The 14,660-nt window shown below is 72.6% G+C and carries 14 protein-coding genes and 2 tRNA genes; 6 read left to right on the forward strand and 10 right to left on the reverse strand.

Annotation, left to right across the window (positions count from 1 at the left end; genetic code table 11):
• Positions 1–66 precede the first annotated feature (66 nt).
• From ACZ4W5_RS07285 to ACZ4W5_RS07295, 3 genes are all read right to left on the reverse strand, one after another.
• Positions 67–142, reverse strand: a tRNA-Gly gene (locus ACZ4W5_RS07285).
• A gap of 39 nt (positions 143–181) precedes the next feature.
• Positions 182–254 (reverse strand) — tRNA-Gly (locus tag ACZ4W5_RS07290).
• 142 nt (positions 255–396) lie between these two features.
• Positions 397–714: a histone-like nucleoid-structuring protein Lsr2 gene (locus ACZ4W5_RS07295; RefSeq protein WP_030056585.1), complete on the reverse strand. Its 318-nt coding sequence runs from the start codon at positions 712–714 to the stop codon at positions 397–399.
• A gap of 468 nt (positions 715–1,182) precedes the next feature.
• On the opposite strand from ACZ4W5_RS07295, the gene purS reads away from it, so the two are divergent.
• The 4 genes from purS to ACZ4W5_RS07315 all read left to right on the forward strand — a co-directional run bounded on the left by purS (position 1,183) and on the right by ACZ4W5_RS07315 (position 5,242).
• A complete protein-coding gene (gene purS, locus ACZ4W5_RS07300; protein WP_030278336.1) occupies positions 1,183–1,437 on the forward strand; it encodes a phosphoribosylformylglycinamidine synthase subunit PurS in 255 nt (84 codons plus the stop codon).
• The gene (gene purQ, locus ACZ4W5_RS07305; protein WP_360227465.1) at positions 1,434–2,111 is read left to right on the forward strand and encodes a phosphoribosylformylglycinamidine synthase subunit PurQ; all 678 of its coding nucleotides are present in this window, start codon (positions 1,434–1,436) and stop codon (positions 2,109–2,111) included. The genes purS and purQ overlap by 4 nt, the downstream gene beginning before the upstream one ends.
• On the forward strand, positions 2,111–4,366 hold the full coding sequence (gene purL, locus ACZ4W5_RS07310; RefSeq protein ID WP_465653479.1) for a phosphoribosylformylglycinamidine synthase subunit PurL: 2,256 nt from the start codon (positions 2,111–2,113) through the stop codon (positions 4,364–4,366). Before purQ ends, purL begins: the two co-directional genes overlap by 1 nt.
• Positions 4,367–4,429: 63 nt before the next feature.
• Entirely contained in the window at positions 4,430–5,242 is an 813-nt protein-coding gene (locus ACZ4W5_RS07315) for a maleylpyruvate isomerase family mycothiol-dependent enzyme (protein ID WP_465653480.1), read from the forward strand.
• A 206-nt stretch (positions 5,243–5,448) separates the two neighbouring features.
• Here ACZ4W5_RS07315 and ACZ4W5_RS07320 read toward each other — a convergent pair whose 3' ends face one another.
• Both ACZ4W5_RS07320 and ACZ4W5_RS07325 read right to left on the reverse strand, forming a co-directional pair.
• Positions 5,449–6,168 (reverse strand): hypothetical protein, encoded by a 720-nt coding sequence (locus ACZ4W5_RS07320; RefSeq protein WP_465653481.1) that lies wholly within the window; start codon positions 6,166–6,168, stop codon positions 5,449–5,451.
• Between the two features lie 100 nt (positions 6,169–6,268).
• Positions 6,269–7,051 carry a DUF3152 domain-containing protein gene (locus ACZ4W5_RS07325; RefSeq protein WP_360227453.1) on the reverse strand — a complete coding sequence of 261 codons (783 nt, stop codon included), beginning with the start codon at positions 7,049–7,051 and terminating at the stop codon, positions 6,269–6,271.
• Between the two features lie 252 nt (positions 7,052–7,303).
• On the opposite strand from ACZ4W5_RS07325, the gene ACZ4W5_RS07330 reads away from it, so the two are divergent.
• Complete coding sequence (locus tag ACZ4W5_RS07330) at positions 7,304–7,735, forward strand: DUF3151 domain-containing protein (protein ID WP_360227450.1); 432 nt, start codon at positions 7,304–7,306, stop codon at positions 7,733–7,735.
• 165 nt (positions 7,736–7,900) lie between these two features.
• Here the strand turns inward: ACZ4W5_RS07330 and fbaA are convergent, their stop codons facing one another.
• The gene (gene fbaA / locus ACZ4W5_RS07335) at positions 7,901–8,923 is read right to left on the reverse strand and encodes a class II fructose-bisphosphate aldolase (RefSeq protein ID WP_360227447.1); all 1,023 of its coding nucleotides are present in this window, start codon (positions 8,921–8,923) and stop codon (positions 7,901–7,903) included.
• Positions 8,924–9,293: 370 nt separating this feature from the next.
• Here fbaA and ACZ4W5_RS07340 point away from each other — a divergent pair, with 370 nt between their 5' ends.
• Positions 9,294–10,013, forward strand: coding sequence for a DedA family protein (locus ACZ4W5_RS07340; protein WP_360227444.1), 720 nt, complete (start codon positions 9,294–9,296; stop codon positions 10,011–10,013).
• A 139-nt stretch (positions 10,014–10,152) separates the two neighbouring features.
• Here the strand turns inward: ACZ4W5_RS07340 and pyrE are convergent, their stop codons facing one another.
• The 4 genes from pyrE to ACZ4W5_RS07360 all read right to left on the reverse strand — a co-directional run bounded on the left by pyrE (position 10,153) and on the right by ACZ4W5_RS07360 (position 14,493).
• Positions 10,153–10,689, reverse strand: a complete 537-nt coding sequence (pyrE, locus tag ACZ4W5_RS07345; protein WP_360227441.1) for an orotate phosphoribosyltransferase — start codon at positions 10,687–10,689, stop codon at positions 10,153–10,155.
• A gap of 53 nt (positions 10,690–10,742) precedes the next feature.
• Positions 10,743–11,828, reverse strand: a complete 1,086-nt coding sequence (locus ACZ4W5_RS07350; protein ID WP_360227438.1) for an SRPBCC family protein — start codon at positions 11,826–11,828, stop codon at positions 10,743–10,745.
• A 296-nt stretch (positions 11,829–12,124) separates the two neighbouring features.
• On the reverse strand, positions 12,125–13,795 hold the full coding sequence (locus ACZ4W5_RS07355) for a polyamine aminopropyltransferase (protein WP_465653482.1): 1,671 nt from the start codon (positions 13,793–13,795) through the stop codon (positions 12,125–12,127).
• Between the two features lie 170 nt (positions 13,796–13,965).
• Positions 13,966–14,493, reverse strand: a complete 528-nt coding sequence (locus ACZ4W5_RS07360) for a DUF2617 family protein (RefSeq protein WP_360227435.1) — start codon at positions 14,491–14,493, stop codon at positions 13,966–13,968.
• Between the last annotated feature and the right edge of the window lie 167 nt (positions 14,494–14,660).

A 14,660-nucleotide genomic window follows, 5' to 3' on the forward strand; every position in this document is an offset into this window, starting at 1 on the left:
GGAGAAGCCGGGAAGGACGTGCCGGAATACGCCGAAGGCCCCCTCGATCCGAGGGGGCCTTCGATCTGGAGCGGACGACGAGATTCGAACTCGCGACCCTCACCTTGGCAAGGTGATGCTCTACCAACTGAGCCACGTCCGCAGGTCAAACTATTGAGTTGTGCTGTGCTCGCGCACTGCGAGCGGACGACGAGATTCGAACTCGCGACCCTCACCTTGGCAAGGTGATGCTCTACCAACTGAGCCACGTCCGCATGGTGCCTGGTGGGGCACCCGCCGCCTCTTCGGATCTCTCCGTTGCGGCGACGAGGAATACTCTACAGCATCGTTCGGGGTGGTCGCCCCACCCTTTCGGTCCAGGCGGGCGGGGCGACCGGGGGCGGTGCCCCGACGCGGTCAGTTCGCCTCGGCGAACGCCTCGTAGACATGCTTGGGGATGCGACCGCGGGCCGGGAGTTCCATGCCGCGCGACAGGGCCCAGGCGCGCACGGCGGCCGGGTCCGGGGTGAGCGCGGTGCGGCGGAAGGACTTTCCGGTGCGACTCTGCCGGCGGCCGGCCGCGACGAACGGAGCGAGGGCCTCCCGCAGCTTTTCCGCGTTGTCCACGGACAGGTCGATCTCGTACGACTTCCCGTCGACACCGAAGTGGACGGTTTCCGCTGCGGCACCGCCGTCCAGGTCGTCGGAGAGCGTGACAACTACACGCTGAGCCATGGGTGTCAATCCTCTCGGGCAATTCGGCCGCCGGTTCGCGGAGTGCGCCCGCCGGCCTGATGTGCACCAACTCGCGCAAGCGCACACGGGCAGGCCTGGTGGCCCGCCGGATACGCAGCACTTGCCGCGACAGGTGGCCCTATTCTGCACCCGAAGGGGGTCGAAATCGAAGAGTCCGGCATTCTTTTCCGGATATTCACGAGTCTTGGTGGGACTGCCGGATACCGGAGTGCGGGACGGGAGGTTCTGTCCCCAAGTGCCGTATTCGGGTGTTCTTCGGGCAGTGCGGTTCGGGGCTCCGAATCCCGGGAAACGGGACGGCCCGGACGGGGGGCGGGGGCGTCGGATCCCTTGTGGCGTAAGGGTCCTGGGTCTACGCGCGTCACCCTCCCCGGCCAGCAATCCTGCCCCGAACGGCCGGTAGTCTGGAGTTCCCCCGCCTCACCGAAGACACCACCGGGAGTGCCAGTGGCACGCGTCGTAGTCGACGTCATGCTCAAGCCGGAGATCCTCGACCCCCAGGGACAGGCGGTGCAGCGTGCACTGCCCCGTCTCGGATTCACCGGGATCGCCGACGTCCGCCAGGGCAAGCGTTTCGAGCTGGAGCTGGAGGGCCCGGTCGACGACGCCGCGCTCGCCCGTATCCGCGAAGCCGCCGAGACCTTTCTCGCCAACACCGTGATCGAGGACTTCACCGTCCGGGTCGAGGAGGCGGCGAAGTGACCACCCGCGTAGGCGTCGTCACTTTCCCCGGATCCCTCGACGACCGCGACGCCCAGCGCGCGGTCCGCCTGGCCGGCGCGGAGCCGGTCGCCCTCTGGCACCGTGACAAGGATCTCCACCAGGTCGACGCCGTCGTCCTGCCGGGCGGATTCAGTTACGGCGACTATCTGCGCTGCGGCGCGATCTCCCGCTTCTCGCCGGTGATGGAGACCGTCATCGAGCAGGCCAGGCTCGGAATGCCGGTGCTCGGTATCTGCAACGGCTTCCAGGTGCTGTGCGAATCGCACCTGCTGCCCGGCGCGCTCACCCGGAACGACTCGCTGCACTTCGTCTGCCGCGACCAGAAGCTCCGGATCGAGAACGCCGGCACCGCCTGGACCGGGGATTACTCGGTGGGCCAGGAAATCGTCGTCCCGCTCAAGAACGGCGAGGGCCGCTTCGTCGCGGACACCCACGTCCTGGACGAGCTGGAGGCCGAGGGCCGGGTCGTGGCCCGATACCTCGACGTCAACCCGAACGGTTCGTACCGCGACATCGCCGGCATCACCAACGCCGCCGGCAATGTCGTCGGCCTGATGCCGCACCCGGAGCACGCCGTGGAGCCGCTCACCGGTCCGACCACCGAGGGACTGGGCTTCTTCACTTCCGTCCTCAAGCAGCTGGTGAACGCCTGATGAGCCTCGACACCGTCAAGAACGCCGAGCAGACCCCGGACGCCGCCCAGCCGTGGGCCGAACTCGGCCTCAAGCAGGACGAGTACGCGCGCATCCGGGAGATTCTCGGCCGCCGCCCGACCGGCGCCGAACTCGCGATGTACTCGGTCATGTGGTCCGAGCACTGTTCGTACAAGAGCAGCAAGGTCCACCTCAAGCAGTTCGGCGAGAAGAAGCCGGATTCGGACGCGATGCTCGTCGGCATCGGCGAGAACGCCGGTGTGGTCGACGTCGGCCAGGGCTACGCGGTGACCTTCAAGGTCGAGTCGCACAACCACCCGTCGTACATCGAGCCCTACCAGGGCGCGGCCACCGGCATCGGCGGCATCGTGCGCGACATCCTGGCGATGGGCGCCCGTCCGGTCGCGGTGATGGACCCGCTGCGCTTCGGTGCGGCCGACCACCCCGACACCCGGCGCGTGCTGCCCGGCATCGTCGCGGGCATCGGCGGCTACGGCAACTGCCTGGGTCTGCCGAACATCGGCGGCGAGGTCGTCTTCGACTCCTGCTACCAGGGCAACCCGCTGGTCAACGCGCTGTGCGTGGGCGTCATGAAGCACGAGGACATCCACCTCGCGCAGGCCTCCGGCGCCGGCAACAAGGTCATCCTGTACGGCGCCCGCACCGGCGGCGACGGCATCGGCGGCGTCTCGGTGCTGGCCTCCGAGACCTTCGACGACACCAAGCCGACCAAGCGCCCGGCCGTCCAGGTCGGCGACCCGTTCCAGGAGAAGCTCCTGATCGAGTGCACCCTGGAGATCTTCCGGGAGAAGCTCGTCAAGGGCATCCAGGACCTCGGCGGCGCCGGCCTGTCCTGCGCCACCAGCGAGCTGGCCTCGGCCGGCTCCGGCGGCATGCGGATCGACCTCGACACCGTGCACCTGCGCGACCACACGCTCTCGCCCGAGGAGATCCTCATGAGCGAGTCGCAGGAGCGCATGTGCGCGATCGTCGAGCCCGACAAGGTCGCCCGCTTCCTGGAGATCTGCGAGAAGTGGGACGTCATCGCCAACGTCATCGGCGAGGTGACCGACGGCGAGCGCCTGGAGATCTTCTGGCACGGTGAGCTCGTGGTGGACGTGCCCCCGCGCACCGTCGCCCACGAGGGCCCGACCTACCAGCGCCCCTACGCCCGCCCGAGCTGGCAGGACGCGCTCCAGGCCGACGCCCCCACCGCCGAGCGGCTGGTCCGCCCGACCACCGGCGAGGGCCTCAAGGCCGACCTGCTCAAGGTCGCGAGCCACCCGAACCAGGCCTCCAAGTCCTGGATCACCGACCAGTACGACCGCTACGTGCTCGGCAACACCGTGCTCTCGCACGGCGAGGACTCGGGCATGATCCGGATCGACGACGAGACCAACCTCGGCGTCTCGGTCGCCACCGACGGCAACGGCCGCTACGCCAAGCTGGACCCGTACACCGGCGCCCAGCTGGCCCTGGCCGAGGCGTACCGCAACGTCGCGGCCGGCGGTGCCAAGCCGCTCGCCGTCTCCGACTGCCTCAACTTCGGCTCCCCCGAGGACCCGGACGTCATGTGGCAGTTCGCCGAGGCCACCCGCGGCCTGGCCGACGCCTGCCTGGTGCTCGGCACTCCGGTCACCGGCGGCAACGTCTCGCTGTACAACCAGACCGGCGACGTCGCCATCCACCCGACCCCCGTGGTCGCGGTGCTCGGCGTCATCGACGACGTCACCCGGCGCACCCCGGTCGCCTTCGCCGAGGAGGGGCAGCTGCTCTACCTGCTCGGCGACACCGCGGACGAGCTCGGCGGCTCGGCCTGGTCGCAGGTCGTCCACGACCACCTCGGCGGCCTGCCGCCCAAGGTGGACCTGGAGCGCGAGCGGCTGCTCGGCGACATCCTGATCGCCGCCTCGCGCGACGGCATGATCGACGCCGCGCACGACCTCTCCGACGGCGGCCTCGGCCAGGCGCTCGTGGAGAGCTGCCTCAAGGGCGGCCACGGCGCCCGGATCGTCGTGCCCGAGGGCATGGACCCGTTCGTCCTGCTGTTCTCGGAGTCGGCCGGCCGCGCCGTCGTGGCGGTGCCGCGCAGCGAGGAGCTCCGCTTCAACGACATGTGCACCGCGCGTGGCCTGCCGGCCACCCGGATCGGTGTCGTGGACGGCGACAGCCTCGACGTCCAGGGGCAGTTCAGCGTCACGCTGGCCGAGCTGAGGGACGCCCACACCGGCGTCATCGAGGCCCTGCTGGCCTGAGCGCTCGTTCTGAGGGGCGGATGGTTCGCTGAACCGTCCGCCCCTCGGCGTATGTTGGGCCCCATGCCTCCCAAGTCCCGTACGTACCAGCCGCAGAAGGTCCGCGCCGCGCTGGCCGCCCAGAGCGAGGCGCTGCGCGCCGTCGTGCACGGCCTCGGCGCGGACCAGTTGGACCGGCCGACCCGGCTCGGCACCTGGCGGGTACGGGAGTTGCTGGCCCACCTGAGCCTGGCGCTGGGCCGGATGCCGGCCGCGCTGGACGCCCCGGCCCCGGACGGGCCGGTGCTCTCGCTGGCCGGCTACGCGGAGGTGAGCCGGACGCTGGCCGGGGCCGTCGACAGCGCGGTGACGGAGCACGCGGCGACCGGGTTCGCGGGCCCGCTCGCGGAAGTGGTCGCCGCGTTCGACCGGTCGCTCGACGCCGTACGGGCGGTGCTCGACCGGCCTGCCGGGGCGGCACCGGAGCCGACCGCCGTCGTGGTCGGTCGTCGGATGCTGCTGACCGACTACCTGGTGACCAGGCTGGTCGAGGCCGTGGTGCACGCCGACGACCTGGCCGACGCGCTCCGCCTGGAGGCCTTCCCGCACGACCGCCAGGCCCTCGCCGCCGTCACCCGGATGCTGGCGGACGCCTTCGCGGACCGGGTGCCCGGCGGCGCGGTCGAGCTGCGGATCCCGCCGTACGCCGTCGTCCAGGCCGTCGAGGGCCCCCGGCACACCCGGGGCACCCCGCCGAACGTGGTCGAGACCGACCCGCTGACCTGGATCCGGCTGGCCACCGGCCGGCTGCCCTGGGCGGCGGCGGTGGCCGACCACCAGGTGTCCGCCTCGGGGGAGCGCAGCGATCTGGGAGCGTACCTGCCGGTCCTGGGGTAGCGACCCGGGCCCCAGGGCGTGTCTGACAATTCGCGTCGGATCAGCGCGCGGCGTTGGGGTGCGTGCATCGCAAGGCGGAGGAGGGAGTCCATGCGGAGCATCGGCGACTGACGACAACGCGGCGAGGTGCGCTTGTGCCCTGGGGGTACCTCCCGGCCGAAGGCTGGGGGAGCGTCGCGCGCCTGGCGGGAATTGTCAGACACGCCCTAGTGCAGCTGGTCGACCAGGGCCGCGGCGGCCTTGCGCAGGGGTTCGCCGGTGAGGGCCTGGTCCGGCTCGCCGGTGCTGGGGTTCTGGGACAGCATCAGGACGATGTCGCCCTCGCCCTGGTGCGCGATCCGGGCGAGGGCCGCCGTTCCCTTGCTGCCGAGGAGCCTGGTCTGGCCGGGGCCCGGCTGCTCGGTGGCGACCTGCTGGAGTGCGGCGACGGGCAGCCCCGCCGCGCGCTGGATGCCCGGCAGGAGCAGGTTGACGGCCACCTCGGGCTGGGGGACGGCGAACAGTTCGAGGTCCAGCCTCGCCGTGCCGACCTGGTAGGCGCAGATGACGTCGGCGTGCGGGGGAGTGGCCGGGATCGACGGCATGGTCGGCGGGTGGCTCGCGCCGGACGGCCACGGCTGCGGCGGCAGGCCGTCGCCGACGCTGCCCTGCACAGCGTGCCCGTACTCGTGGTCCGGGGTGGCGGTGCCGGGGATCCCGGCCGCCTGCAGCGCCTTGCCGAGGTCGAGGCCGAACGGGCAGGTGTCCTGCTTGTCCTGCTGGAGCTTCTCGGCGGTCGAGCGGACGGAGCCGTAGGACAGTGCGCCGGGCCCGGGGACGCCCCCGGCCGAGGACGAGCAGGCGGCGGCGCCGAGGGCGATCCCGGCGGCGGCGAACACGGCGGTGAGCTTTCGGCGTTGGGCAGCGGTCAGCTGGGCAGCGGTCATGCTCGCAGGGTAGGCGCCGGGTGTCCCGCCGGTCTGTCGATCAGGTCTCAACTCCGTTCCGAAGCGGGGCGTCGGTCCGAAGCGGGGCGTCGGACGCTCCTCAGGGCACGGCCGGGCCGCTCAGGTAGGTGCCCTCGGCCGAGTACGGCCAGGCGTTCGGCGTGCAGCCCTTGAGTCCGTAGATCTGCTGCATCATCGCGGGTGCGGGCTTGCCCGGGCCGGGGCAGGTCTCGTGGCCGTGGCCGATCCGGTGGCCGACCTCGTGGTTGATGATCAGGGCCCGGTAGTCGTCCAGCGGTCCGTCGAACTGGGGTGAACCGGTGTTCCAGCGCTTGGAGTTGACGAGCACCTGGTTGCCGACGTTGCAGTTGACCTCGCCGTGGGTGTCCAGGCCGGAGGCGCCGCAGATCTTGTCGACGGTGGCCGGGGAGGCGATCTTCACGGTGAAGTCGTAGGAGCCGCCGGCGACCAGCTGGAAGGCGTTCTTGCGGTCGTTGGTCCAGCCGCGGCGGTCGCCGAGGATGCCGTGGATCTGGGCGGCGGCGGAGGCGGCGTCGATGCCGATGCCGTCCTCGACCTCCACCCGGTAGCGGCGCACGGTGCCGCGCCCGACCGCCTTGGCGTTGGCGGGGGCGGTGCTGAACGTGCCCGCGCCCTTGGCGGGGCCGGGGTCCGGCGCGGTGGGCGTCGGCGTGGGCGTCGGTGTCGGGGTGTTCGCAGGCGTCGGGGTGGGCGCCGTCGACGGGCTGCCGGGTGCCTGTTCGGCGGGCGGGGCGAGCCGGGCCTGGGCGGAGGCGGCGGGGGCCGGGGCGTCCGGGGAGCGGTCCAGGGCGAAGGCCGCGGCGCCCAGCAGCAGCACGGAGGCCACCAGTGCCGTGAGCATGCCAGGTCCGATCCGACGGGGTGCCCGGCGACGGCGTCTGCTGCGAGCGTTCTCGGGTCGGGTGGCTCGCCGGCGGGCGGATCTGGCTGCGGGCACGCGCCACACCCTGACATGGCGAACGGGTGAATGTCCATATACCCGGTATGCAGCCCTCGGGGCGCGTCGTGCGCTGGACGGCGCGCCGCCGGACCAGTGGGCGGCCGATCACCGGGGGACGGTTGACCCCAGGGCCCCGGATGGCAGACTGCACCCATGGCGATTCACAGGAATCTTCTCGACGGCCCCGAACCGACCCTCCTGCCGGAGGACGAGCAGCCCTACCGGATGCTGGCGGAGGAGTCCGCCTCACCGACCCAGGTGGCCGCGGAGTTCCCGACCTTCTGCCTCGCCTGGGCCATGCTCGCCGACGACGCCTACGCGGCCGGCCGGCACGTCGAGTCGTACGCCTACGCCCGCACCGGCTACCACCGGGGCCTCGACGCGCTGCGCCGCAACGGCTGGAAGGGCCACGGGCCGGTGCCGTGGGAGCACCGCGGCAACCGCGGCTTCCTGCGCTGCCTGGCGGCGCTCGCCCGGGCTGCCGGCGCGATCAAGGAGACCGAGGAGGAGGCCCGCTGCTGGCAGTTCCTCAAGGACAGCAGCGCGGAGGCGTACGCGGAGCTCAAGCCGTCGACCGAGCTGTAGGGACCTCGTGGCCCCGTGACCGCGTGACCGCGTGACCGCGTGACCGCGTGACCTCGCGACCGCGTGGCCTGGTGATTCCGGCACCCCGATGATGTGACCGTGCCCCCGGTGGATGATCCACCGGGGGCACTCAGCACTCCGGGCGCCGGTCGGGCCGGCCGCCGGCTACTTCAGGCGCTTGCCGGCCGAGCGCAGCTGCTCAGCGGCCTCGACCACGCGGGCGGCCATGCCGGCCTCGGCCAGCTTGCCCCAGGTGCGCGGGTCGTAGGTGTTCTTCTTGCCGACCTCGCCGTCGACCTTCAGCACGCCGTCGTAGTTGGCGAACATGTGGCCGGCCACCGGGCGGGTGAAGGCGTACTGGGTGTCGGTGTCCAGGTTCATCTTCACGACGCCGTTCTCCAGCGCGGTGGCGATCTCCTCGGCGGTCGAGCCCGAACCGCCGTGGAAGACGAAGTCGAACGGGTCGGTCTTGCCGTACTGCTTGCCGATCGCGTCCTGCAGCTCGCGCAGCAGCTCCGGCTTGAGCACGACGTTGCCCGGCTTGTACACGCCGTGCACGTTGCCGAAGGAGGCGGCCAGCAGGTAGCGGCCCTTCTCGCCCAGGCCCAGCGCCTCGGCGGTGCGCACCGCGTCGTTGACGGTGGTGTACAGCTCGTCGTTGATCTCGTGGGTGACGCCGTCCTCCTCGCCGCCGGTCGGGGTGATCTCGACCTCGAGGATGATCTTGGCGGCGGCGGCCTGGGCCAGCAGCTCCTGGGCGATCTCCAGGTTGTCGGCCAGGGTCTCGGCCGAGCCGTCCCACATGTGCGACTGGAACAGCGGGTTCAGGCCCTTGGCCACGCGCTCGGCGGAGACCGCCAGCAGCGGGCGGACGTAGCCGTCCAGCTTGTCCTTCGGGCAGTGGTCGGTGTGCAGCGCGACGGTGACGTCGTACTTGGCGGCGACGATGTGGGCGAACTCGGCGAGCGCGACCGCGCCGGTCACCATGTCCTTGTTGTGCTGGCCGCCCAGGAACTCCGCGCCACCGGTCGAGATCTGGATGATGCCGTCGCTCTCGGCCTCGGCGAAACCGCGCAGCGCGGCGTGCAGGGTCTGCGAGGAGGTGACGTTGATGGCCGGGTAGGCGAACTTGCCCGCCTTGGCCCGGTCCAGCATCTCGTTGTAGACCTCGGGAGTTGCGATGGGCATGCGATCCGCTCCTGTCGGGTTGCGGCGTACGGACGGTGCTGTCCGACGCTGTGTACGCCTTCGTGACGACTCCGTGCCGGCCCGCCGACGCGCGGCGCTGCGGTGTGGCTCTCCGGCACCAAGGTTCGAGGCGACCTCCGCGGTACGGCCATGAGGGTGGTGGGCCGCCGCGGACCGGACGCCGGTGTCATCTTCCCAGACTCGTGCCCGCAGGTCAGCAGGAGCCCGTCTGTCGGGACGCCGTACCGGACGGCTCGGCCGGAACTCGCCGCCCGGTCCGGGGCCGCGGACCGGGCGGGGCGCCCGGCCGCGGCCGGCCGACGGGCTCGGCCGGAAGCCGCCGGAAAGGTACGCCCGCTATCCTGCGCCCGTGGACTACAACCAGCTGGCCGTCAACGTGCTCGACGCCAAATCCCTGATCTCGTCCCTCGGCGCCATCGGGCTGATCGCGATCATCTTCGCGGAGACCGGCCTGCTGGTCGGCTTCTTCTTCCCGGGTGACTCGCTGCTGATCCTGGCGGGCGTGGCCGCCTCGAACGCGGCCTCCTCGGTCCTCGGCGACGGTGCGAAGCTGCCGATCGCCGTCCTGCTCGTGGGCTGCCCGATCGCGGCGATCGCCGGTGCCCAGCTGGGGCACCTGATCGGTGCCAAGGTCGGACCGAGGATGTTCGACAAGCCCGATTCGAAGATCTTCCGCCGCGAGTACGTGGTGAAGGCGGAGGAGTACTTCAACAAGTTCGGCTCGGGCAAGGCCGTGGTGCTGGCCCGCTTCATGCCGATCATCCGGACCTTCCTGAACCCGGTGGCCGGCACCCTGGAGATGCCCGCCAGGACCTTCTTCGTGTGGAACGTCGTCGGCGGCGTGCTCTGGACCGAGTCCATGCTGCTGATCGGCTACTTCTTCGGCGACGCGCTCGCCCCGGTGATCGACAAGTACCTGATCCCGGCCGTGCTGCTGATCGTGCTGCTGTCGATCTCGCCGATCCTGGTCGAGGTCATGCGGGAGCGCCGCAAGAAGAAGGCGGGCATCGTCGAGGCCCCGGCCGGCGACGCGGTGCAGAGCGGCAGCGGGCGGCACCGCCGCGGCTGAGGCTGCACGGGTGTAGTGCTCTACGGCTGCGTGGCTCTTTCGGCCGAACGGTGTAGTGACGGAGGGCCGGGCCCCGTTCCACGTGGTTTCACGTGAAACAGGGCCCGGCCCTCCGTGCTGCTCGGGGTGCCCGTACGGGTCAGAGGCCCAGGTCGTCCAGGTCGTACGCGGTCACGTACTCCAGGCCCTGCTCCGCGATCGCGGCCGCGCCACCGCGCTCGACGATCACCGCGACGCCGACCACCTCGGCGCCCGCCTCACGCAGCGCCTCGACGGCGGTCAGCACCGAGCCACCGGTGGTGGAGGTGTCCTCGACCGCCAGCACCCGGCGGCCCTTCACCTCGGGGCCCTCGATCCGGCGCTGCAGGCCGTGCGCCTTGCCGGCCTTGCGGACCACGAAGGCGTCCAGCTTCTGCCCGCGCGCGGCGGCGGCGTGCAGCATCGAGGTCGCCACCGGGTCGGCGCCCAGGGTCAGGCCGCCGACGGCGTCGTACTCCAGGTGGGAGGTCGCGTCCAGCATCACCCGGCCGACCAGCGGGGCGGCCTCGCCGTCCAGGGTGATCCGGCGCAGGTCGACGTAGTAGTCGGCCTCCTTGCCGGAGGAAAGGGTGACCTTGCCGTGCACGACGGCCTTGTCCTTGATCTGTGCCAGCAGGGCGTCGCGGTCGTTGCTCATGAGCGTTCAGTCTAGGGCCTGAGGCCCTCCCGGGCCCTCGCGGGCGCTCGCGGCTAGCGTCGGCGCAGCACCCTGGCCAGCACCACGGCGCCGCCCAGCAGGGCCACCGAGCCGCCGATCACCCACGGCACCGCGCTGCGGCCACCCGTGCCCGGCACGACGATGCCACCGGCCTCGCCGCCCCAGCGGGACGCCGCCCGGGCCCGCGCGCTGCGGGTCGGCAGCGCCGGGGCGTACCGGCCGCGCGGCGGGGCGTGGTCCACCTCCTCGGCCGAACGGCCGACGATGCTGCGGCGGACCGGGCCGGAGAGCTCCGGCTCGTCCTCGTACGCGAAGAGCGGCCCGACCGGGAGTTCCTCGGCGACCCCGTCCTGCGGGCCACGGGTGCCGGCCTCGTCGGCGTTGCCGTCGCCGTGCTCGTCGATGTCGTCATCGCCGTCGTTGTCGTCGTCGGCGGCGGAGCCGGTGGGGAGGCCGAAACGCTCGGCATCGGCGTCGGAGAAGGCGATCAGGTCGGAGAGGTCGTCGTCCAGGTCGTCACCGGGCTGGTCCTGGCGGTCCTCGATGAACACGACCTCGGCGTCCGTCCCGGTGTCCGTCCCGGTGTCCGTTCCGGCGTCGGTCTCGTCCGCGGGCTCCGACCCGGCCTCGTCGGCGGCCTCGCCGGAGAATTCCTCGTCGCCCTCGGCCGGGGCGTCCGGGGAGGTGAGCGAGACGGCGAAGCGCTCCAGCAGGCGGCGGCCGACGGCGTCGAGGGTCTCGGCGTCGAACTCGGTCAGCCGGCCGGTGGCGCTCAGGTCGCCGGTGAAGCGGAGCGTCGCGGTGCCGTCCTCGGCACCCTCCGCGACGCTGACCCGCACGGTGGCGGTCGCCTCGCCGCTGCCCCGGGCCTCCTCGCCCTCGGCCAGCACGGTCAGCACACCGCCCCGGCCCTCGATCAGCGACAGCACGCCCTTGTAGGTGATCGTGGAGCCGCCGATCCGCAGTTTCAGCCGCCCGCCGATCTCCTCGGCCGGCCCGGCCCCGACCGCCGCCGGCTCGGTGCTCAGCCCCGGCACGCTCCGCGCCAGCAGCGCCGGATCCTGCAAGGCCTGCCGCACCAGCTCTGCGGACATCGGGACGACAACCTCATGCTCCATGCCACGGAGCCTACCGACTGGGCCCCGCCCGGTCCCCACCCACCACCGCCCGAGTTTCCCGGGGCCACCCCTGCCCGCCCGGGCCCCGGGGCGTGCCCCGCGCCCGGCCGCCCGGGGCGGGTGCCGCGTCGCGCGCGGTCGGCCCGTTGGGGCCGGAGCGGGCCGCCGTTGTCGGGGCCCTGCCGGAGGCTCTATCGCGTCGTAGGGGCGCCTCCAGCCGGGTCGGCCCGAGGGCTGGGAGCCGCTCCGCCCACCCCGCCCACCGGCCCGGGCGCCCCGGGCCGCCTGCCGCCGGGTCAGCGTGGCGCCAGGAGGGTGAGGGGGGCCGGGGGGCGGGGTGGGCGGAGGGCGGTGAGGCGGGTGGCCGAGGTGTGGAGGGTGTCGGGGGTGAAGGCGCGGGGCAGTGGGGCGTCGGGGGCGAGGGTGAGCGGAGGCGGGGTGGCGGCGGCGAGCAGGAAGTCCTGGGCGGTGTCCGGCAGGCCGGGGCGGCAGTCGGCGGTGGCGCTGCCGTCGACCGCGTACGGGGTGGTCCGCAGCCCGACCGCGCGGAGGCCGGACTCGATCTGCCAGAGACCGTCCCCGCGGTTCCCGCCTCCCCGGGTGTCCCCGCCTTCCCCGCCTTCCCCGCCGGCGCGGACGGCGATCCGGCCGCCCGGGGCCAGCAGCCGGGCGGCGAGGCCGTAGAACTCCTGGGAGTGGAACTTGACCGGGCCGCCGTCCGAGGGCGCGGGCAGGTCGGCGAGCACCACGTCGTACTCCTCACCGGGTGCGCCGCGCAGCCAGGCCAGCGGGTCGGCGGCGGTGGTGCGGACCCTGGGGTCGTCCAGGGAGTGGCCGTCGAGGGCGGCGAGGCCGGGGTCGGTGCGGGCGAGCCGGGGGAGGGCCGGGTCGGCGTCGACGAGGAGGACCGAGCGGACGCCGCGGTGCCGCAGCACCTCCCGCAGGGCGAGGCCGTCGCCGCCGCCGAGCAGCAGGACCCGCGCGTCGGGGCCGGCGGCCATGGCGGGGTGGACGAGGCCTTCGCTGCCCCGGTACTCGTCGGGCCCGCAGACCGCGAGCCGTCCGTCGAGGTAGAGCCGGAGCGGGCCCTCGGCGGGGCCGGTGAGCACGATCTCCTGGTACCGGCTGCGGATGGCGTAGCGGACCTGGTCGCCGTAGAGGGCGTGCCGGGCGGCGCGTTCGATCGGGTCGGAGCCGACGGCGGCCGCGGCGAGCAGGACGAGGACGAGGGTGCAGCCGGCCCAGAGCAGCCGTCGTATCCGGGGGGCGGGTTCCTCGCGGAAGAGCCAGAGCACCACGGCGGCCCCGGCGACGGCGTTGACCGCCCCGGTGAGCAGGGCGCCGTCGCCGGGGCCGAGCAGGGGGAGGATCAGGAACGGGAAGGCGAGGCCGCCGATCAGCGCGCCCACGTAGTCAGCGGCGAACAGGTCGGCGACGGCGCGTCCGGCGTCCTCGCGCCGGATGCGTTGGATGAGGGTCATCAGCAGCGGGATCTCGGCGCCGATGAGGATGCCGATGAGGCAGGTGAGGGCGACCATCGCGGCCTGGTAGCGGCCGATCCAGGCCCAGCAGGAGTACAGGGCGAGGACGGAGAGCCCGCCGGTGAGGGCGAGGGCGCACTCGACGAGGGCGAAGGCGGTGGCGGGCCGGCGGGTGAGCCGTTTGGCGAGCAGGGAGCCGAGGCCCATCGCGAAGACCATGACGGAGAGCACCACGGAGGTCTGGGTGACGGTGTCCCCGAGCAGGTAGTCGCCGAGCGCCACGAGTTCGAGTTCGTAGACGAGTCCGCAGGCCGCGCAGACGAACGCGGCCAGCAGGACGGTCAGCCGGGCGAGCCGGGGGCGGGAGCGCAGCCGGGAGCGACGGCGGGCGGGCAGGGGGATGAGGCTTCGCCCGGGCCGGGGTGGGGTGCCGTCGTCGAGGTCCACTCGCGGGCGTGCGGGCGGACCGGCCGGATGATTGATCACGAACAAACGCTAGGGGACGTGCGGGACGGATCGCTGCGCCCATCCGACGGACAGCGGGAGCCCTCGGATTGACGAATCGTTCCTGCGTACGATTCGTAGGTCTGTGCCGGGTGGCATATGACCGGGTTCGGTGCTGTCGGACGGGCTCCTGGTGCCCGGCGTGCGGGCTGTCACGGCCCCGACACCACCAGCGCGGAGCGGGTGCAGACCAGCTGCCCCTCCTGCGGGTAGGCGTGCCAGGTCCGCCAGAGCAGCCGGTCGGTGCCGCCCTGGGTGACCAGGGCGGTGAAGGCGCTCGGGTCGCCCGGGAAGACCCCGGCGAGGCCGCGCGGGTGCCCCTCGACCAGGGCCAGCAGCTCCTGGGCGCGGGCCGCGAAGTCGTGCGGGGGCAGGGCCTCGATGCGGGCGGCGAACTCGTACTCCCAGCCGCCGACCTGCTTGGCCACCCGGGCCGGCAGCGGGGTGCGACGGCCGGGCATGCAGGCGACGGTCTCCAGGCAGTCCCCGGGGCCGGCCGAGATCACCACCTGGTGCGAGGCGCCCAGCAGCCGCAGCTGGAGGGTGCCGGAGGTTCCGGGGCGGCCGCCGTCGAGTCTCAGGTCGCGGACGGCGAGAGCGGGCAGCGGGTCGCCGCCGAGGCACCAGGCCAGGTCACCGGCGCGGGTGTCCGTGTAGGAGGTCTGCAGTGTGGTGAGCATGCTCGGCTCCGCGTTTCAGCTCCGTGCGCGCCCGCCGAGCAGCAGCGAGTAGGCCTAGGCGATGGCGAGGCTGTTCGTGGCTGTGCGGCCCTGGGCGCGGCCGACCGTGGAAGGAAGGATTCCGGCTGGAGATTCAGCAGCAGAGAAGCATGAATACGCCGGGTCCG

The organism is Kitasatospora sp. NPDC029367 (assembly GCF_055569135.1).

Coding starts and splice junctions, on each gene's coding strand:
- ACZ4W5_RS07320 (WP_465653481.1), bottom strand. CDS start 6,168: ATGACCGCTGCCCAGCTGACCGCTGCCCAACGCCGAAAGCTCACCGCC.
- ACZ4W5_RS07315 (WP_465653480.1), top strand. CDS start 4,430: ATGCCTCCCAAGTCCCGTACGTACCAGCCGCAGAAGGTCCGCGCCGCG.
- ACZ4W5_RS07295 (WP_030056585.1), bottom strand. CDS start 714: ATGGCTCAGCGTGTAGTTGTCACGCTCTCCGACGACCTGGACGGCGGT.
- ACZ4W5_RS07350 (WP_360227438.1), bottom strand. CDS start 11,828: ATGGAGCATGAGGTTGTCGTCCCGATGTCCGCAGAGCTGGTGCGGCAG.
- ACZ4W5_RS07360 (WP_360227435.1), bottom strand. CDS start 14,493: ATGCTCACCACACTGCAGACCTCCTACACGGACACCCGCGCCGGTGAC.
- ACZ4W5_RS07330 (WP_360227450.1), top strand. CDS start 7,304: ATGGCGATTCACAGGAATCTTCTCGACGGCCCCGAACCGACCCTCCTG.
- ACZ4W5_RS07325 (WP_360227453.1), bottom strand. CDS start 7,051: ATGCTCACGGCACTGGTGGCCTCCGTGCTGCTGCTGGGCGCCGCGGCC.
- pyrE (WP_360227441.1), bottom strand. CDS start 10,689: ATGAGCAACGACCGCGACGCCCTGCTGGCACAGATCAAGGACAAGGCC.
- purL (WP_465653479.1), top strand. CDS start 2,111: ATGAGCCTCGACACCGTCAAGAACGCCGAGCAGACCCCGGACGCCGCC.
- fbaA (WP_360227447.1), bottom strand. CDS start 8,923: ATGCCCATCGCAACTCCCGAGGTCTACAACGAGATGCTGGACCGGGCC.